This is a genomic window from Cellulosimicrobium funkei (assembly GCF_001019615.1).
GTDB classification, from domain to species: domain Bacteria; phylum Actinomycetota; class Actinomycetes; order Actinomycetales; family Cellulomonadaceae; genus Cellulosimicrobium; species Cellulosimicrobium cellulans_E.
On record NZ_JNBQ01000002.1, the window covers coordinates 1 to 18613 of the forward strand.

Sequence of the window (18613 nt, forward strand, 5' to 3'; positions counted from 1 at the left end):
CGTTCTGAGGGCCATGACGACAGCAACCTCGTGCTCGACCGCGCGCGACGTCGTGCTCGGCGCGGCACGGGCGCTGCCGGTCAGGTCGGGTTGCAGCGTGCCGACATCGTGGCGAGCAGCCCGACGTCGGGCCGCCAGGGCTCGAGGTTCCACGTCGCCTTGTCCGGGGCGCCGACGGCGTGGCACACGAGCTGGTCGTGCATCGTCGGGGTGTCGACCTCCGGCTCGGCGGCGACGAGCTGCGCCCACACGAGCTCCTGGCCCGCCTGCCCTGCGGCGCGCGCCCACGCGGTCGGGTCGACGGCGAGCGACCGCCCGCCCTCGCGCTCGCCCCAGTCGGTGCCCCGCAGCGCCTGCGTGCCGAGCGGCGCAACGACGTCCCACGCCGCGGTGGGGCCGGCGCCCTCCGTCTCCGTCCCGACCGACGAGGTGCCCGACGACGTCCCGGCCGCGGGCAGGAGCGTCACCTCCGCGTGGCGCGCGTCGACGAGCACGACCCGCACGCCCGGAGTTCCGGGCGAGGGCTCCTCCGTGCTGGCGCCCTCGTCGCCTGCCGCGTCGCCCAGGGCCGTGCCGTCACCGGGCCGTGCCCCGTGCGGACCGACGACGCGCGGTGCGCCGAACCCGCCGACGGGCGTGCCGCCGTCGTCCAGGACGGTCAGGGAGCCGTCGACGTGGCGCACGAGCGAGCCGTCCTCGACGGAGACCAGGGCCGGGGCGTCGGCGAGCACGAGCGCGACGTCCGACGCTCCCTCGTCGCCTGCCGCGACGGCCACGGCCGGAGCACTCTCGCCCGAGGCGGTCGACGCGAGCGGAGGCGCCGCGATCTCGACGGTCACCGGTCCCGCGGGCATGCTCACGGCGTCGGGCTCCGCGGTGCTGTCGCCACGTGATCCCGCGGTACCGGCGTCACCGGGATCCTCGGACGCGTCGTCCGTGCGCGTGGTCGTGACCGCGTCGGGGTCGGCCGTGGAGGCTCCGCCGTCGGGCGTGCACCCAGCGAGGGCGAGCGGTACCAGGAGACCGACGGCGAGCGCGCTCAGTGCCGTCGTCCGCGGCCGTCGTCGCGGACCGGTCCCGACGGGCCGGGTCACGACGGCACGGGGAGCAGGCCGGCCCAGCGGCGGCCGAGGTCGACGAGCCCCACGCGCGGGAGCGCGTCGACCTCGTCGGGCGTGAACCAGCCGACGTCGTCGGTCGACTCGTCCTCCTCGACGCGCAGCTCGCCGCCCACCACGTGGGCGCTGTAGACGATCCGGACGGCGTGCAGCGCGCGGTCGCGGTCCTCCACCCGCAGGCGGTCGGCCGCGGCGACGACGATGCTGTCCACGCCGAGCAGGCCGTCGAGCTCGACGTCGTAGCCGGTCTCCTCGGCCACCTCGCGCACGGCCGCCGCCTCGGGGTGCTCGCCGGGGTCGATGCCGCCGCCGGGGAGGGTCCAGCCGCCGTGGTCCCCCTCGCTCCAGTGGGGGAGGAGCATCCTCCCGTCCTCGCGGACGATCACGGCGTAGGCGGCGACGCGGATCTGCATGGACCCATCATGCGCGACGGCCGTCGTCGCCCTGGGGTTGGCCCCAGGAGTCCTTGCGCAAGCAATCGTGATCGAATACTCTGAGCAAAGTATTCGGAGGTGAGCGATGTCCCGTCGTCCTGTGTCCAACCCGCTCGCCCTCGCCGTGCTCGCGAGCCTGGCCGAGCGACCCATGTACCCGTACGAGATCACGACGACCCTGCGCGAGCGGGGCAAGGACGACAGCATCCGGCTCAACTTCGGCTCGCTGTACTCCGTCATCAAGTCGCTCGAGAAGCACGGCTTCATCACGCCGTCGCACTCGGAGCGCGAGGGCAACCGCCCCGAGCGCGTCGTCTACGAGATCACGGAGGCGGGCAAGGTCGAGGCGGCCGCGTGGCTGCGCGAGCTGCTCGCCGTGCCGTCCAAGGAGTACCCGGACGTCGAGGCTGGGCTGTCGCTCATCGCCATGCTGTCGCCCGAGGAGGTCGCGGCGCTCCTGCGCGCGCGCCTCGCGTCGCTCGACAACGAGATCCGCACGCGCGACGCCGGGCTCACCGGCGCTGCCGCGGCCGGTCTTCCGGAGATCTTCCTCGTCGAGGCCGACTACCGGCTGGCCATGCTGCGCGCGGAGCGCGCCTGGATCGACCGGTTCGCCGCACGCCTGGAGGCGGGCGAGGTCGGTGGCCAGGACGGCTGGGCCGAGATGGCGCGGCTGCGCGCCGCGGGCGCGTCGCCCGAGGAGATCGAGGAGGTCGTGCGCCGCCACCTGCCCGCCGACCCCACCCCCTGAGACCACCGGCGCCGCTCGACCGAGCACGCGCCGGACGGAGAAAGAGTGGTGGCCCGGATGCGCCAACATCCGGGCCACCGAGCCCGAGTCGTCCCGCCGGAACCGGCAGAACTGCTGCGTCAACAGTCACCCAGGGCCCTCCCATGCTAGCCGCGCGGGAGGGGCCACCCCCGGCGAGACGGCTCCCGACACAAGGAGCCTCATCGTGCCTTCCAGCACCCGTGCGCAGGAGACGGCGATCGACGCCGTCGACCTGCGCAAGACCTACCCGGGCGGCCGCGGCCGCCCGCCCGTGCACGCGCTCGACGGCCTGTCGTTCGCCGTGCCCGCGGGCACCGTGTTCGCCCTGCTCGGCCCCAACGGGGCGGGCAAGTCGACGACCGCCAAGATCCTCACGACGCTCAGCCGCGCCGACTCCGGCACGGCGACGGTCGCGGGGATCGACGTCGCACGCCACCCCGAGCGCGTGCGGCGGGCGATCGGGTACGTCGCGCAGAAGCCCGTGACCGACCCGATGGACAGCGGTCGCGAGAACCTCGTCCTCGCGGGCCGGCTCCAGGGCCTCGGCGCGCGTGACGCCCGCGCCCGGGCGACCGAGCTCCTCGAGCGGTTCTCCCTCACGGACGCGGCCGACCGGCTCGTGAAGACGTACAGCGGCGGCATGGCGCGCAAGCTCGACGTCGCGATGGGGATCGTGCACCGCCCGCGGGTCCTGTTCCTCGACGAGCCGACGACCGGGCTCGACCCCGAGGCGCGCGCCGAGATGTGGGCGGAGATCGAGCGCATGACGGCGCGCGAGAGCATGACGATCCTCCTCACCACGCACTACCTGGAGGAGGCCGACCGCCTCGCCGCGAACCTCGCGATCGTCGACCACGGCCGCGTCGCGGTCGCGGGGACACCCGACGCGCTGAAGGACGAGCTGCGCGGCGACGGGATCGTCGTCGAGCTCGCGGCCCCGACCGTCGCGGCGTCCGGGCTGCCCGACGGCGGTGCCGCCCTCGTAGCCCGCGTCACCGCCGCGGTCGGCGTGTGCGCGGGAGTCCGCGACGTGCACGTCGAGGGCAGGACCCTGCGGGCCCGCGCCGACTCGGGCGCCGTCGCGCTGCCCACCGTCCTCACCGCGCTCGACGCCGCGGGCCTCCCCGTCGCGTCCGCGACGCTCGCCCGCCCCAGCCTCGACGACGTGTACCTGCGGCACACGGGCCGCCCGTTCGCGGCCGCGCAGTCCTCCGCGGACGCTACGGTCGGGGGCGGCTCGGGCGCAGATGCCGGCGCGACCGTCGAGGGGGTGGCGGCATGACCGCCGTCGTGCACACCGGGCTGCTCACCGCCCGGGCGCTGCGCCAGGGCGCGCGCATCCCCGTGTTCATGGTCATGAACCTCGTGCAGCCCATGATCTGGCTGCTGCTGTTCGGCCAGCTCTTCCGGTCGGTCGTGGAGATCCCCGGGTTCTCCACGGGCGGGACGTACCTCGAGTTCATCACGCCGGGTGTCGTCATGATGACGGCGATGTTCGGCGCCGCCTGGGCCGGGACGTCGTACGTGCAGGACATGGACCGGGGCGTCATGGACCGCTTCCTCACGTCGCCGGCGTCGCGCGGCGCGCTCATGGCGTCGACGATGATCTACCAGGCCGTCATCGCGGTGGGGCAGGCGCTGGTCGTGCTCGCGGTCGCGTGGCTGTGCGGGGCGCGGTTCGGCAGCACGCCCGGCGAGACGACGCTCGGCGTCCTGGCCCTGCTGCTCGCGGTCGTGCTGCTCACGGCCCTGTTCTCGGCGCTGAGCAACGCCATGGCCCTGCTCACCGGCCAGCAGGAGGCGCTCATCGGCATCTCGCAGCTCATCACGCTGCCGCTCATGTTCCTGTCCTCGGCCGTGATGGACACGAGCCTGTCCGCCGACTGGGTCGCCGACGTCGCGCGGTACAACCCGTTCGACTGGGCCGTCGTCGCCGGGCGCGAGGCGCTCGCCGCGTCCCCCGACTGGGGCGTCGTGTGGGGACGGCTCGGGCTGCTGGCGCTCGCGGCGGTCGTCATGGGCTGGCTCGCGACGCAGGCCTTCCGCACCCGCCAGCGCTCGGCCTGACGCCGCGCGCGACGTCCGCCCGAGGCCCACGGCCGCGGGCGGACGTCGTCGCTCAGCGGGACCGGGCGTCGCTGTCGGGGTCGTCCTCGACCTCGTCCTCGAGGCGGGAGACGTCGGAGAACGCGATCTGGCGGTGCCGCACCGAGCGGTTGTACAGCCACGTGACGAACGAGAGCAGGACCCCCAGGCCGACGAGCGCGCCCGCGATGACGTACTGCTCCTGCTGCTCCGCGCTGCGCGCCCACGGTCCGGCGAGGTACGCGCACGTGAGCGCCCCGAGGACGGCGAGCCACGTGCGCGTGCGGAAGTGCTGGTGGTCCACGTGGTCGCGGCGCAGCACGAGGAGCGCGACGTTGACGATCGTGAAGACGACGAGCAGGAGCAGCGACGTCGTGCCGCCGAGCAGCGCGATCGCGTTGGTGCCCGACTCCGTCCCCGACTGCCGCACCACGTACACGATGAGCGCGAACGCGATGGCCGTCGTGACGAGGATCGACACCCACGGCGTCCGCCGGAACGGGTGCACCTGGCCGAACGCGCGCGGCAGCACGCCCTGGTTCGCCATGCCGTAGAGCAGGCGGGACGCCATGAGCATGTTGATGAGCGCCGAGTTCGCGACCGCGAACATGCCGATGAACGGGAAGACCGTGTCGAACGGCAGGTTCGGCGCCCCGGCCGCCACGACCTGCGTGAGCGCCGATCCCTTCGAGTCGTCCACGAGGTCTCCGACGGGGACGAGCGCGACGGCGGTGATCGCGACGAGCACGTAGATCGCGCCCGTGATCGACAGCCCGGTGAGCATCATGCGCGGGAAGTCTCGCACGGGGTTCTTGCACTCCTCGGCCATGTTCACCGAGTCCTCGAACCCGACCATGGCGAAGAACGCGAGCGTCGTCGCCGCCGTCACGGCGAGGAACACGCTCTTGTCGTCCGCGCTCTCGAACACCACGACCCGGGAGAAGTCGGCACGGCCCTGCGTCGTCGCCCACAGCCCGACGAAGATCACGAGCAGCAGGCCGGACAGCTCGACGAGCGACAGCACGACGTTCGCCCGGACGCTCTCGCCGACGCCGCGGAAGTTGACGAGCGCGACGAGGGCCATGAAGCCGAGGGCGATGAGGAGCCTGCCGTCGCCGCCCGTCGGGAGCTCGAGCCCGAACCCGTCGGAGACGAACCCCGCGAACGCGTTGGACGCCGTCGACGCCGACGTGATGCCCGAGCTCATGACCATGAACGCGACCACGAACGTCAGCAGGTGGATGCCGAACGCCTTGTGCGTGTAGAGCGCCGCGCCGGCGGCGCTCGGGTACTTGGTGACGAGCTCGAGGTAGGAGAACGCGGTGATCGTCGCGACCACGAACGCGAGCAGGAACGGCAGCCACGCCGCCCCGCCGACCTCGCCCGCGACCTGGCCCGTGAGCGCGTACACGCCTGTGCCGAGGATGTCCCCGACGATGAACAGGAGCAGGAGCTTGGGCCCCATGACGCGCTTGAGCTCCGGCTGCTGCCGTTCCTCCGTGCGACCCGCGGTCTGGCTCATGAGAGGCTCCCTCGCGTCTCGACGTCCCGAACCTCCATAGAACCCCCGGCCGCGGTCTCCTGTCAGCGCGAACGAGCGCGTGTCGCCCCCGGGCTGCCGAACCCGGCCCTGTCGCCGGGAACCTCGCCGAGCCCGGGGTTGTCGCCGGGTTCGGCCGTGTGGGGCGCGACAACCCCGGGTTCGGCGCGTGTCGGGCGTGCGGCACGCGGTCGCCGGCGCAGGACGCCCGTCGTCGTCGCGACGCCCAGCAGCAGGACGACGCCGCCCACGAGCTCTGCCGCGTTCGGCACCTCGTCGAGCACGACCCACGCGGCGAGCATCCCGACGGGCGGCACGAGCATCGTGAACGGCACCACCGCAGACGCCGGGTGCCGGGCGAGCAGCGTGTTCCAGATCCCGTAGCCCACGAGGCTCGCGAGCCAGGCGGTGTACAGGGTCGACACGACGGGGGCGAGCGTGAGGTGCGTGAGCGCGTGCCCGACGGCGGCCGGCCCGTCCAGCGCGAGGGACAGCCCGAGCATGGGGACGGGCACGACGAGCGCCGACCACACCGTCATCGACAGCCCGTCGAGACCGGGCCGCGAGGGAGAGCCGTGGTGCGCCGAGGGAGAGCCCTGGTCGCGGCGGAGCCCGGCGCGTCGGGCGATCACGTTGCCCACCGCCCACGACGCCGCGGCGGCGAGCGTCACGACGAACGCGAGGGCCGGCGTCGACGCGCTGCGCCCCACGCCGACCACGACGAGCCCGGCGGCGCCGACGAGCACGCCGACGAGCTGCGAGCGCGTCGGGACCTCGCGCAGCGCGGCGGCGGCGAACAGCACGGTGAGCCCGACCTGGGCCTGGAGCACGAGGGACGCGAGCCCGGCGGGCATGCCGAGCGCGAGCGCGGTGTAGAGGAGGCCGAACTGGCCGAGGCTCATGAACGTGCCGACGAGCAGCACGTCCCGCCAGCGCGCGCGGGGCCGCGGGACGAGGAAGATCGCCGGGACGAGCACGACGAGGAAGCGCAGGGCGACGAAGAGCGTCGGCGGCATGTCGCCGAGGCCGAGGTCGATGACGACGAAGTTGACGCCCCAGACGACGGCGACGAGGACGGCGAGGAGGGACGAGCGCAGGGGCATGGGTACGAGGGTGCGCCCTGCGCATCGTGCACGTCCAGCGCACGGTCGTGCACGGTTCCCGGTAGCGCTGCTTCCCGATAGCCTGGGGGCATGATCGACCTCGCCGCCGTGGACGCCCTGCTCGCCGTCGAGCGCACCGGGACCGTGCACGCCGCCGCGCGCGACCTCGGGTACACGCCGTCGGCCGTCTCGCAGCAGGTCAAGCGCCTGGAACGCGACCTCGGCGCGCGCCTGCTCGACCGGGAGGGGCGCGGCGTCGTCCTCACGGCCGCCGGCCGGCGCGTGGTCGAAGAGGGGCGCGCGCTGCGCGAGCAGGTCGAGTCGCTGCGCGCCCGACTCCACGACGCCGGAGCCCGACCCACCGGGACCGTGCGGCTCGGGTCGTTCTCGACGGCCGTGCGCGGCGTCGTCGCCCCCCTCGTCGCGCGGGTGCGCGAGGACGTCCCGGACCTGCGGCTCGTCGTCGAGGAGGCCGAGCCGTGGGACGCGGTGGCGGCCGTCGCGGCGGGCACGCTGGACCTCGCGCTCGTGCACCACTGGGAGGGCGTCGGCCTCGCGCTCCCCCCGAGCCTGCGCGCCGAGGAGCTCTTCCGCGACGAGGCCGACGTGCTCGTGCACGCGTCGAGCCCGCTCGCGAGCAGGCCGGCGCTCACCCCGCCGGACCTGCTCGACGAGACCTGGGTCTGCACGCCCGACGGCACGATCTGCTACGAGTGGTTCTGCCACATGTTCGCGCGCGAGCCGCGCGTCCCGCGCATCGACTTCCGGTGCCTCGAGTTCGCGTCGCAGGTCGAGGTCGTGGCCCAGGGCCTCGCCGTCGCGCTCGTGCCGCGCCTCGGGCGCGGCCCGCTGCCGTCCGACGTCGTCGCGGTCCCCGTGCGCGAGCCCGTCCCGACCCGCCCGGTGACGGTCGTGTGGCGCGCGACCATGACCGACTCCCCGGCGGTGCGCTACCTGCGGGAGCGGCTGCGCTCCGGAGGAACCCCGGGCGGGCGTCGGCCGTTGGGCATCGCGAGCGCACCCGCCACCGCACCGACCGACGAAGGGGCACGATGACCGAGCACGAGCCGACCCGGCGGTCCGCCGACCCGCGCACCGTGGCGATCGCGGGGCTGATGACCGTCGCCTGGTACGCCGTGCCCGACGTCGTGCGGCCGCGCTGGGCCCGCGCGCTCGCCAAGACGGCGGTCGGGACCGCGGGCATCGTGCTCACCCTGACCTCGACGGCCGAGGGGATCGAGGCGCGCGAGGGCGTGCGGGCGCTGCGGGACGCGGCCCGGGACGCGGGAGCGGCCGGCACCGATCCCGACGCCTCGCCCGACCGTCCGGCCGACCGCCCGGCCGGCGGAGCGCCCGACGCCGCGCGCGAGGACAACACGTACGTCCCCGACCACGACGAGGCGACGCCCGTCCCGCCCGCGGTGGTCGTCGGGGGCGCCGCGGCCGGCGTCGCGCTCGCGACGACGCTCGTCGTCGCGGGGGAGAAGTGGGTCTACCGCCGCGGCGAGCGGCTGCGCGCCCGGGGCGTGCGCCTGCCGCACACGCGCGTCGGGCTCGTGCTCGGCGCGCTCGCCGTGGCGCTCGCGGCGGCGGAGCCGCTGCTGTGGAACGCTGAGGACCGCTGAGGCAGCGACCCGGGCCGGCCCGCCGGCGTGAGGTCGTGCACCGTGCGGCCTCGCGGACCGGGAGGAGCCGACCGTGATCGGGTTCGGGCTGGCGCTCGCGGGGGTCGCCGCGGCGATCCACGTGTACATCTTCGTCATGGAGTCGCTCACGTGGACGAGCGCGCGCACGCGCGCGACGTTCGGCACGTCGCGCGAGGAGGCCGAGGCGACCAGGGAGCTCGCGTTCAACCAGGGCTTCTACAACCTGTTCCTCGCGGTCCTCGTCGTGCTGGGCATCGTCCTGTACGCGGCGGACCGGCAGGACGTGGGCCTCACGCTCGTCGTCGCCGGGGCAGGGTCGATGGTCGCGGCCGGGCTCGTGCTGATCCTGTCGTCGCCGTCGAAGGCGCGCGCGGCGCTGGTGCAGCTCGTCCCGCCGCTGCTCGGCGTGGTCGGCGTCGTGCTCGGGCTGACCTCCTGAGACGTCGCGCGCGGCGCGTCAGGCGGACGCCGCGACGCGCATGGCGCTCAGCAGCTCCAGACGGCTGAGGATGCGCTCGCGCTCCGCCTCGAGCTCGTCCCGGTAGCGGCCGCCGGCCGGCTCGACCGTCTCGAAGGCCTCGTGGCCCACGTACGACCCGGTCCGGCGCGAGTACCCGGTGAGCTGGCGCTCCACGAGGGTGAGCTCGTGGCCGAGCCGCTCGAGGTGCGGGTCGAGCAGGTCCCCGGTCGAGGGGCGGGCGGGGGTGTCGGGGAGCGAGAAGGTCGTGGTCACCCTCCCCATCCGAACCCGAGTCGCGTCCGGCTGCATCTCGGGAGGTCCGGGTGCCGGCACGGCCGCCGCGCGCGGGACGCGCCCGGCGTCCCGGCCCTGAGACGCGCGGACGGCGGGCGCCGCTCCGCCGGTAGACTGGCCGTGCGCCGTCGTGCGCTCCCCGCTCAGCGCCCACCCGAGGGAAACGATGACCGCCCCCGCACCCCAGGCTTCCGCACGCTCCGACGCTCGTCCCGCCGCTGGACCGACGCTGGACACCGTCGAGCACGCCGCCGCCACCCCCGACGAGGTCCAGCCGTACGCCGAGCTCGGCCTCAAGCCCGACGAGTACCAGCGCATCCGCGACATCCTGGGGCGCCGCCCCACGGCCGCGGAGCTCGCGATGTACTCCGTCATGTGGTCCGAGCACTGCTCGTACAAGTCGTCCAAGGTGCACCTGTCGAAGTTCGGCACGGCCACGACGGACGAGATGAAGAAGCACCTGCTCGTCGGCATCGGCGAGAACGCCGGCGTCGTCGACATCGGCGACGGCTGGGCCGTGACGTTCAAGGTCGAGTCGCACAACCACCCGTCGTTCGTCGAGCCCTACCAGGGCGCCGCGACGGGCGTCGGCGGCATCGTGCGCGACATCATCTCGATGGGCGCGCGCCCCGTCGCCGTCATGGACCAGCTCCGCTTCGGCGCCGTCGACCACCCGGACACGGCGCGCGTCGTGCACGGCGTCGTGAGCGGCGTCGGCGGCTACGGCAACAGCCTCGGCCTGCCGAACATCGGCGGCGAGCTCGTGTTCGACGCCTCGTACCAGGGCAACCCGCTCGTCAACGCGCTGTGCCTCGGCGTGCTGCGCCACGAGGACATCCACCTCGCCAACGCGTCAGGCGTGGGCAACAAGGTCGTGCTGTTCGGCGCCCGCACGGGCGGCGACGGCATCGGCGGCGCCTCGATCCTCGCGTCCGAGACGTTCGAGGACGGCGTGCCCGCCAAGCGCCCGAGCGTCCAGGTGGGCGACCCCTTCATGGAGAAGGTCCTCATCGAGTGCTGCCTCGAGCTCTACGCGGCGAAGGTCGTCGAGGGCATCCAGGACCTCGGCGCTGCCGGCATCTCCTGCGCGACGTCGGAGCTCGCCTCCAACGGCGACGGCGGCATGCACGTGTGGCTCGACGACGTCCTGCTGCGCGACCCCACGCTCAACGCGGGCGAGATCCTCATGTCGGAGTCGCAGGAGCGCATGATGGCGGTCGTCGCGCCCGACAAGCTCGACGAGTTCCTCGCGATCACGAGCAAGTGGGACGTCGAGACCGCCGTGATCGGCGAGGTCAACGACTCGGGCCGCCTCACGATCGACCACCACGGCGAGCGCATCGTCGACGTCGACCCGCGGACCGTCGCGCACGAGGGTCCGGTCTACCACCGCCCGTACGCGCGCCCGTCGTGGCAGGACGGGCTCAACGCCCGCACCGTCGAGGCCGACGGGCTCGCGCGCCCCGAGAGCGGCGACGACCTGCGTGCGACGGCGCTGCGCCTCCTCGCGTCGCCCAACCTCGCGTCGAAGGAGTGGGTGACCAACCAGTACGACCGGTTCGTCCAGGGCAACACCGCGCTCGCGCAGCCCGACGACTCCGGCGTGGTCCGCGTCGACGAGAGCACGGGCCTCGGCGTCGCGCTCGCGACCGACGCGAACGGCCGGTACGGCAAGCTCGACCCGCGCACGGGCGCGCGCCTCGCGCTCGCGGAGGCGTACCGCAACGTCGCGACGACGGGGGCCCGCCCGCTCGCCGTGACCGACTGCCTCAACTTCGGCTCGCCCGAGGACCCCGACTCGATGTGGCAGCTCGTCGAGGCGATCGAGGGCCTCGCGGACGCGTGCCGCGAGCTCGGCGTCCCCGTCACGGGCGGCAACGTCTCGCTGTACAACGGGACCGGCGAGCCGGGGCAGATCGACTCGTCCATCCACCCGACCCCGGTCGTGGGCGTGCTCGGCGTGCTCGACGACGTCGCGCACGCGACCCCCTCGGGCTGGCGTGAGACGGGCGAGAGCATCTACCTGCTCGGCACCACGCGCCCCGAGCTCGACGGCTCGGCGTGGGCCGAGGTCGAGCACGGGCACCTCGGCGGCCTCCCGCCGCAGGTCGACCTCGCGGCGGAGAAGGCGCTCGCCGGCGTGCTCGTCAACGCGAGCCGCGACGACCTCGTGTCGGCCGCGCACGACCTCTCCGAGGGCGGGCTCGCGCAGGCGCTCCTCGAGGCGTCGCTGCGCTTCGGCGTCGGCGCCACGGTGTCGCTCGACGCGCTCACCGAGCGCGACGGCGTCACCCCGTTCGAGGCGCTGTTCTCCGAGTCGACGGCCCGCGCGCTCGTCGCGGTGCCGCGTGGCGAGGAGTCCAAGCTCGTCGACGCGTGCGTCGCACGCGGCGTCCCCGTGCTGAAGATCGGCGAGACGGGCACCGAGCCCGGCGCCGCCGCCGAGTCGGGCGAGGCGCTCGAGGTCGCGGGCCTGTTCACCGTCCCGCTCAGCGAGGCGGACGCAGCCTTCCGCGGCACGCTCCCGGTCATCTTCGGCTGACACCCGCACCACCGACGCCCCGGTCACCGCATGGTGGCCGGGGCGTCGTCGTCCGCGGTCGACCCGACGGCGTGTCCCGGACCCGTCGAGCACGACCCTGCGCGCGGTCGACCACGGGGTTGCTGTCGGAAAGAGCCCGAAAACGACAGCAACGTCGTGTTCGGCGGGAGCGGGCGACGGGTGGGTTCGGTGGAGGTCGGCGGGCGAGGTGGTGCGGCGGGTCGCGGCGCGTGTCGCGACGGTGTCAGAGTCCGGGCATGACCTCGGCGACCACGAGCCTCCCGCCCGCGCGCGTCGCGACCCGACGGCGGCCGGGTGGCCCGGTGCTCACGGTGCTGCTGGCGGCGGGGGCCGCCGTCGTCGTCCTGCTCACCCTCGTGCGGGCCGTGCCGTACGACGCCGTGACGCCGTTCGCGCAGGTCGTCGGGTTCACGCCGTTCGTCGCGGCGACGGCCGTCGTCGGCCTCGTGGTCACGCTCGTCGCGCGCCGGTGGATCCTCGCGGCGCTGCTCGCGGCGTGCGTCGCCGCGCAGGCGGTGTGGCTCGTGCCCGCGTTCGTTCCCGGCCCGGCACCGCCCGACGACGCGGCGTCGCTGCGCGTAATGGGTGCGAACGCGTGGCTCGGGACGGCGGACGCGGACGCGCTGGTCGACCTCGTGCGCGAGCAGGACGTCCAGGTGCTCGCGGTGCTGGAGCTGACCACAGACCTGCGCGAGCGCCTCGTCGCGGCGGGCATCGAGGACGTGCTCCCGTACAGCGCCGACGCGAAGGTGGGGTCCGGGGCGCTCGGCAGCGGGCTGTGGAGCGCGCTGCCGCTCGACGACATCGACGTCGAGCCGTTCTCCAACGACGCGATGCCGTCCGCGACCGTCGAGGTCGACGGCGTGCCGGTGCGGGTCACGGCCGTGCACCCGATCCCGCCGATCCCGGAGTACGTGCGGGTCTGGGGCGAGGAGACCGCCGCGCTCGCCGAGCGTGCGGCGGCGGACCCGCTCCCGCAGGTGCTCGTCGGCGACTTCAACGCGACCCACGACCACGCGACGTTCCGGCGGCTGCTGGGCGACCGGTTCCACGACGCGTCGCATGCCTCGGGAAGCGGTCTCGACCTGTCGTGGTCGCCGCGGCCGGGCACCGTGCCGCCGATCCTGAACCTCGACCACGTGGTGACGGACCGGGAGAACGTCGTGACCGCCGTCGACTCCCTGCCCGTGCCCGGCAGCGACCACCGCGCGATCGTCGCGACGGTCCACGTACCCCGCCCCTGACGCCGAACCCGGGGCCGTTCCCCACGTGTGGCTCGTGGTGGGGAACGACCCCGGGTTCGGCGCCGGGGGGTGGAGCGTTCAGCCGCGCGCGGGCTCCGGCTCGGTCGCTCCAGGGTCGGTCGTGGCGGCGGGGTCAGCGTCCCCGGCGGGGTGGTGCGGGTGGCGGCGCTCCAGGGCGGCGCCCTCGACGTCGACGTCGGGCAGGATGCGGTCGAGCCAGCGGGGGAGCCACCACGCCTTGTCGCCCACGAGGTGCATGAGCGCCGGGACGAGCAGCATGCGCACGACGAACGCGTCGACGAGCACGCCGAACGCGAGCGCGAACCCGATGGGCCGGATCATCGCGCTGTGCGAGAAGACGAACCCGCCGAAGACGGAGATCATGATGATCGCCGCGGCGGTCACGACGGCCCGACCCGCGCGCACGCCCTGGACGATCGCGACGCGCGCGGGGGCGCCGTGCGCGTACGCCTCGCGCATCCCCGACCCCAGGAAGAGCTGGTAGTCCATCGCGAGGCCGAACAGGATGCCGACGAGGATCGTGGGCAGGAAGTTGAGGATCGGGCCCGGCGTCTCGACGCCGAACAACCCCGACAGCCAGCCCCACTGGTAGATCGCGACGACCCCGCCGAGCGCGGCGAAGTAGGACAGGATGAACCCGAGGGTCGCGACGACCGGCACGAAGATCGACCGGAACACCAGCACCAGGATGACGAGCGACAGCCCGACGACGACCGCGAGGTAGATCGGCAGCGCCTGCGCGAGCTTGTCGGAGATGTCGATGTTGCCGCTGGCCGAGCCTGCGACGCCCAGCGTCACGTCCCCGTCGAGGGGCTCGAGCGCGCGCAGGTCGTGCACGAGCTCCTCGGTGGACTCGCTCGTGGGCCCCTCGGCGGGGACCACCTGGAACGCGGCGACCGTACGGTCCTCGGACGTCCCGATCGGGGCGACCGCGACGACGTCGTCGAGCGCGAAGAGCTCCTCGGCGACGTTCACCTGGTACTCCAGCGCCTCGGCCTCGGTGGGCTCGCCCGGGAGGTCGGCGACGACGAGCAGCGGGCCGTTGGTGCCCTCGCCGAACTGCTCGGCGATCGTCGAGTACGCGCGGTACTGCGTGGAGTCGTGCGCCTCCGACGACCCGTCGGGCAGGTTGGTCCGCAGGTCGAGCGCGGGGAGCGCGATCACCCCGAGCGCCACGACGGCGAGGATCGCCGTGCCCACCGCGCGCAGCGTGGACATGGGGCGGACGGGCTTCGTCCCGTCCGGGGCGGTCGTGCCCGACGGCGCGGCGCCGGCCGCGGCACCCGGCTCGCCCGAGGCGTCGGTCCCGGCGAGCGCGGCGCGCTCGCGACGGCTGAGGATGCGCGTGCCGATCATGCTCAGCAGGGCGGGCGTGAGGGTGACGGCGATGAGGACGGCGATCGCGACGCACAGCGCGCCGACGGTCCCCATGAGGCCGAGGAAGGGGATGCCGGTGACGTTGAGCGCGAGGAGCGCGATGAGCACCGTGGCGCCGGCGAACACGACGGCGTTGCCCGACGTGCCGTTCGCGAGCGCGATCGACTCCGGCACGTCGTCGCCCTGCTTGAGCTGGCGGCGGTGCCGGTTGACGATGAACAGCGAGTAGTCGATCCCGACCGCGAGCCCGAGCATGAGGCCGAGCACGGGGGTCACGGACGACATCTCGACGACGCCGGAGAGCGACATCGCGGCGAGCGCGCCGATCCCGACCCCGATGAGCGCGGTGAGGATCGGCAGCCCGGCGCCGACGAGCGTCCCGAGCATGACGACCAGCACGATCGCCGCGACGACGAGGCCGATCGCCTCGCCGACGCCGAAGACCTGGGGCACGCCCTGCGTGATGTCGGACGAGAAGTCCGTCTGGACGCCCTCGACCGGGTCGTCGGTGAAGACCGCGACGAGGCCGTCCTTGGTCTGCTGCTCGATGCTCATGTTGGGCTCGGTGAACGTGACGCTCGCGACAGCGGCGCTCCCGTCCTCGGAGACCATGCGGATCTCGGACGCCATCTCGAGCAGGGGCGCGGAGAGCTCGAGCTGTGCGGACTGCTCCTCGAGCGTCGTGCTCTGGTCCTCTAGCGCGGTCACCTGCTTGTCCAGCGTGGCGGCCTGGGCGTCGAGCTCGGCCCGCCCGGCGTCGAGCTCCGCCTGCTGGGCGTCGAGCTGCGGCGCGGCCTGGTCGAGCGCGCCCGCGGCCTCGGCCTGCGCGCGCGCCGCGTCGAGCTGGGTCTGGCCCTCGTCGAGCTGGGCCCGCGCGGCGTCGAGCTGCTCCTGGCCTGCGGCGAGCTGGGTGCGGCCGTCCTCGATCTGCGCGCGCCCGGCCTCGATCTGGGTCCGGCCGTCCTCGACCTGCTGGCGCTGGTCCGCGAGCTCGGCCTGCGTGGCGAACGGGTCGACGGCCGTCTCGACGCCGTCGACCTCCTCGGCCGCGGCGAGCCGGTCGGAGATCTCCGCCTCCTGCTCGGGCGTGAACGCCGAGCCGTCCTCCGTGGCGAAGACGACGGTGCCGCTCCCGCCCGAGGCCTCCGGGAGCGCCGTCTGGAGGCGCTCGGTCACCTCGGCGGTCGGCGTGCCGGGGATGGAGAAGCTGCTCGCGAGCGTGCCGCCGAACGCGACGAACGCCGCCCCGGCCAGCACGAGCACCGCGAGCCACGCGGCGAGGACGGTCCGCGCGCGGCGCGCGCACGCGCGCCCGAGGCGGTAGAGGAGTTCAGCCATGAGGATCCTTCGGGTGGGAGTCCGGGGTGGTCCGGGAGGCGGTCCGGGTGGGGTGGTCGGTGCCGGCGGCCGGGTGGCCGGGCGGGGAGGTGGCAGGCGTCAGGCGGGGCTCGCCCAGCCCGCGCGGACGCGGTCGACGAGGCGGTCGAGGAGGTCGGCCCACACGCGGCGCGAGGCGTCGTCGTCGGCGGCACCGGTCGCGGCCCACCAGCGGCGCTGGATCACCAGGACGCCGGCCATGAGCGCGCCGACGAGCATCTCGATCTCGAGCGGGTCGACGTCGGGGTGCCGGCGCGTGGTCTCGGCGACCAGGCGCTCGGCGAGGTGGGTGAACGTGCGCACGACCATGGTCGTGACGCGCGGGGTGGGCTCGGTCGCGGTGCCGCCGAGGGCGCGCGTGAGGTAGGCCATCGGGCCGACGAGGTCCGTGCCGCGGAGCGCCGCGGTGACGTCGTCGAGCGGGGTCGTGCGGTCGGTCCCGGGGTCGGCCGCGCTCGCCCCGAGCGCGTCGACCACCGTGCCCAGCACGTCCTCGCACACCTCGACGACGACGTCGTCCAGGGACGCGAAGTGGTTGAAGATCGTGCGCCGCGCGACGTCGGCGCGTGCCGCGAGCTCGTCGACGGTGAACCGGGCGCCGCCGTTCTCCTCCATGAGCGACGCCGCGGCGTCGACGATCGCGCGGCGGTGCCGCGCGCGCAGCGCAGCGCGGCGATCGGTCGCCGGGCCGGTCGCGGGGTCGCTCACGGAGTCGGTCGCGGGGTCGGTCGCCAGGTCGGGCACGGGCACGCCCGACGGCTCGGTCGCGGAGGGGAGGGGCACCTCTTGACACTAAGTGCATCGGTGCACTGAGTGCAAACAGCGCTCCGAACGGCTCAAAGTTGACCGATCAAGTCCAGTATGTGGGAAGGTCTCCTCGGTGCGTTGACACCCCGCGGTGGCCGCTCGTAAGTTCCCGCGCAACCGAGGTCGACGTACCCCGGTCACAGGACATGGTCATGAGCTCCGACGCCAAGCCCCGGCTCGTCGGACGGCAACCCTCCCGCGCGGTGGGGTGCCCCGGGTGAGGACCAGGTCCCGCGTCGCGCGGACCCCGCGCGGCGCGGGGCAACGACGCGGAGCCCGGCGACGGGCACGAAGGAGACGGACGATGGACCGGCGAATGTCGAGCACCGCGGTGAGCACCGCGCACGTGTCGACGTGCCCCTGTCCGTTCGCGGGCGGCCCTGGCGCCCTCGCCCTCGGGGCCACGGGTCCCGCGCGCGTCGCCTGTTGTCGCTGACGACGACCCGCCTCTGACACCCCGCGCCACCCCGCGCGCGGTCCGGGTCCCTCCCGGCTTCCCCAGCCCCGTCCTGCCGCCGCGCGTGGCCGGACCGCCCTGCCCACCTTCCGGCACCCCGCCGCGCCCTGAGCGCGCCGTCGGCTCAACTGAGAACGGATCCTCGCGATGTCCGACCCCCGCCCCGCCCGCTCCCTCCACCTCGGCGTCGACCTCACCGACGCCGGCGCGCACCCCGCCGCCTGGCGGACCGTGGGCTCCCAGGCCCAGCGGCTCTTCGACGCCAAGCGCCTCGTCGAGCTCGTCGCCACCGCCCAGCGCGGCCTGCTCGACCTCGTCGCGCTCGACGACGCGTTCACGCTCCAGCCCGGCCGCAACGGGTCCGTGCGGGGCCGTCTCGACGCTGCGCTCGTCGCGTCCCGCCTCGCGCCGCGCAGCGCAGGCATCGGTCTCGTCCCGACGGTCACCACCACGCACACCGAGCCGTTCCACGTGTCCAAGGCGATCGCGACGATCGACCACGTGAGCTCCGGGCGCGCGGGGTGGCAGGTCGGGTGGTCGACGACGCCGGCCGAGGCCGCCGCGTTCGGTCGCAAGGGCGCGCAGGACGAGCCCGACGCCGTCGCCGAGGCGGACGAGGCCGTGGAGGTCGTCACGCGCCTGTGGGACTCGTGGGAGGACGACGCCGAGATCCGCGACGTCGCGACGGGCCGGTTCGTGGACCGCGAGAAGCTCCACTACGTCGACCACGAGGGCATCCGGTTCGCCGTCAAGGGGCCGTCCATCACGCCGCGGCCACCGCAGGGCCAGCCGCCCGTCGTCGTCCGCGCGGACACGCCCGCCTCGCTCGACCTCGCGGCCCGCCGGGCCGACGTCGTCCGGGTCCGCGCTGCGACCCGTGACGAGGCCGTCGCCCTACGGACGCAGGTGCGCGACGCGGCCGCGGACGCCGGACGCGACCCCGACGCCCTCCGGGTCCTCGTCGACGCCTACGTCGTCATCGGCGACACGCGCGCGAGCGCCCAGGCCCGCCTCGACCTGCTCGAGGACCTCGAGGGCGTCTCGTGGGACACCGACTCGCTCACGCACGTCGGCACGGCGCGCGACCTCGCGGTCACGGTCGAGGAGTGGGCGCACGCCGGCGCGGCCGACGGGTTCCTCCTGCGTCCGTCGTCCCTGAGCACCGACCTCGACGCGATCGTCGACGGCGTCGTGCCGCTCCTCCAGGGGGCCGGTCTGTTCCGCACGGCCTACCCCGGGACGACGCTGCGCGACACGCTCGGCCTCCCGCTCCCCGCCAACCGCTACGCGGCGATCGCCTGAACCCGGACGGAAC

The 18613-nt window shown here is 74.4% G+C and carries 16 protein-coding genes and 1 riboswitch; of the genes, 9 read left to right on the plus strand and 7 right to left on the minus strand.

Annotation, left to right across the window (positions count from 1 at the left end; genetic code table 11):
• Positions 1-80: 80 nt before the first annotated feature.
• Complete coding sequence (locus FB00_RS22235; protein WP_197088727.1) at positions 81-854, minus strand: DUF2599 domain-containing protein; 774 nt, start codon at positions 852-854, stop codon at positions 81-83.
• 236 nt (positions 855-1090) lie between these two features.
• Positions 1091-1531, minus strand: a complete 441-nt coding sequence (locus FB00_RS02490; protein ID WP_047231325.1) for an NUDIX hydrolase — start codon at positions 1529-1531, stop codon at positions 1091-1093.
• 106 nt (positions 1532-1637) lie between these two features.
• On the opposite strand from FB00_RS02490, the gene FB00_RS02495 reads away from it, so the two are divergent.
• From FB00_RS02495 to FB00_RS02505, 3 genes are all read left to right on the plus strand, one after another.
• Complete coding sequence (locus tag FB00_RS02495) at positions 1638-2303, plus strand: PadR family transcriptional regulator (RefSeq protein WP_047231326.1); 666 nt, start codon at positions 1638-1640, stop codon at positions 2301-2303.
• A 205-nt stretch (positions 2304-2508) separates the two neighbouring features.
• Positions 2509-3606, plus strand: a complete 1098-nt coding sequence (locus tag FB00_RS02500; protein WP_082140900.1) for an ATP-binding cassette domain-containing protein — start codon at positions 2509-2511, stop codon at positions 3604-3606.
• Positions 3603-4391: an ABC transporter permease gene (locus FB00_RS02505; RefSeq protein ID WP_047231327.1), complete on the plus strand. Its 789-nt coding sequence runs from the start codon at positions 3603-3605 to the stop codon at positions 4389-4391. Before FB00_RS02500 ends, FB00_RS02505 begins: the two co-directional genes overlap by 4 nt.
• 52 nt (positions 4392-4443) lie before the next feature.
• Here FB00_RS02505 and FB00_RS02510 read toward each other — a convergent pair whose 3' ends face one another.
• Both FB00_RS02510 and FB00_RS02515 read right to left on the minus strand, forming a co-directional pair.
• Positions 4444-5931: an APC family permease gene (locus tag FB00_RS02510; protein WP_047231328.1), complete on the minus strand. Its 1488-nt coding sequence runs from the start codon at positions 5929-5931 to the stop codon at positions 4444-4446.
• Positions 5932-5993: 62 nt separating this feature from the next.
• A complete protein-coding gene (locus FB00_RS02515) occupies positions 5994-7052 on the minus strand; it encodes an EamA family transporter (protein WP_082140901.1) in 1059 nt (352 codons plus the stop codon).
• A 90-nt stretch (positions 7053-7142) separates the two neighbouring features.
• On the opposite strand from FB00_RS02515, the gene FB00_RS02520 reads away from it, so the two are divergent.
• The 3 genes from FB00_RS02520 (at position 7143) to FB00_RS02530 (ending at position 9137) form a co-directional block, all read left to right on the plus strand.
• Positions 7143-8108 (plus strand): LysR family transcriptional regulator, encoded by a 966-nt coding sequence (locus FB00_RS02520; protein ID WP_047231329.1) that lies wholly within the window; start codon positions 7143-7145, stop codon positions 8106-8108.
• Positions 8105-8677, plus strand: a complete 573-nt coding sequence (locus tag FB00_RS02525) for a hypothetical protein (RefSeq protein WP_047231330.1) — start codon at positions 8105-8107, stop codon at positions 8675-8677. The genes FB00_RS02520 and FB00_RS02525 overlap by 4 nt, the downstream gene beginning before the upstream one ends.
• 73 nt (positions 8678-8750) lie before the next feature.
• Positions 8751-9137 (plus strand): DUF1304 domain-containing protein, encoded by a 387-nt coding sequence (locus FB00_RS02530; protein ID WP_047231331.1) that lies wholly within the window; start codon positions 8751-8753, stop codon positions 9135-9137.
• 18 nt (positions 9138-9155) lie between these two features.
• Here FB00_RS02530 and FB00_RS02535 read toward each other — a convergent pair whose 3' ends face one another.
• Entirely contained in the window at positions 9156-9431 is a 276-nt protein-coding gene (locus tag FB00_RS02535) for a hypothetical protein (RefSeq protein WP_047231332.1), read from the minus strand.
• Positions 9432-9618: 187 nt separating this feature from the next.
• Between FB00_RS02535 and purL the strand changes: the two genes are divergently transcribed.
• Both purL and FB00_RS02545 read left to right on the plus strand, forming a co-directional pair.
• Positions 9619-11994, plus strand: coding sequence for a phosphoribosylformylglycinamidine synthase subunit PurL (gene purL, locus FB00_RS02540; RefSeq protein WP_047231333.1), 2376 nt, complete (start codon positions 9619-9621; stop codon positions 11992-11994).
• A 257-nt stretch (positions 11995-12251) separates the two neighbouring features.
• Positions 12252-13259, plus strand: a complete 1008-nt coding sequence (locus FB00_RS02545; protein WP_047231334.1) for an endonuclease/exonuclease/phosphatase family protein — start codon at positions 12252-12254, stop codon at positions 13257-13259.
• A gap of 78 nt (positions 13260-13337) precedes the next feature.
• Here FB00_RS02545 and FB00_RS02550 read toward each other — a convergent pair whose 3' ends face one another.
• Together FB00_RS02550 and FB00_RS02555 are read right to left on the minus strand one after the other, a co-directional pair.
• On the minus strand, positions 13338-15995 hold the full coding sequence (locus FB00_RS02550; RefSeq protein ID WP_047231335.1) for an MMPL family transporter: 2658 nt from the start codon (positions 15993-15995) through the stop codon (positions 13338-13340).
• Positions 15996-16094: 99 nt separating this feature from the next.
• Positions 16095-16817 carry a TetR/AcrR family transcriptional regulator gene (locus tag FB00_RS02555; RefSeq protein ID WP_231581674.1) on the minus strand — a complete coding sequence of 241 codons (723 nt, stop codon included), beginning with the start codon at positions 16815-16817 and terminating at the stop codon, positions 16095-16097.
• Positions 16818-16989: 172 nt separating this feature from the next.
• A riboswitch (SAM riboswitch) is annotated at positions 16990-17088 on the plus strand.
• A gap of 357 nt (positions 17089-17445) precedes the next feature.
• On the opposite strand from FB00_RS02555, the gene FB00_RS02560 reads away from it, so the two are divergent.
• Positions 17446-18600 carry an LLM class flavin-dependent oxidoreductase gene (locus tag FB00_RS02560; protein WP_047231336.1) on the plus strand — a complete coding sequence of 385 codons (1155 nt, stop codon included), beginning with the start codon at positions 17446-17448 and terminating at the stop codon, positions 18598-18600.
• Positions 18601-18613: the final 13 nt, after the last annotated feature.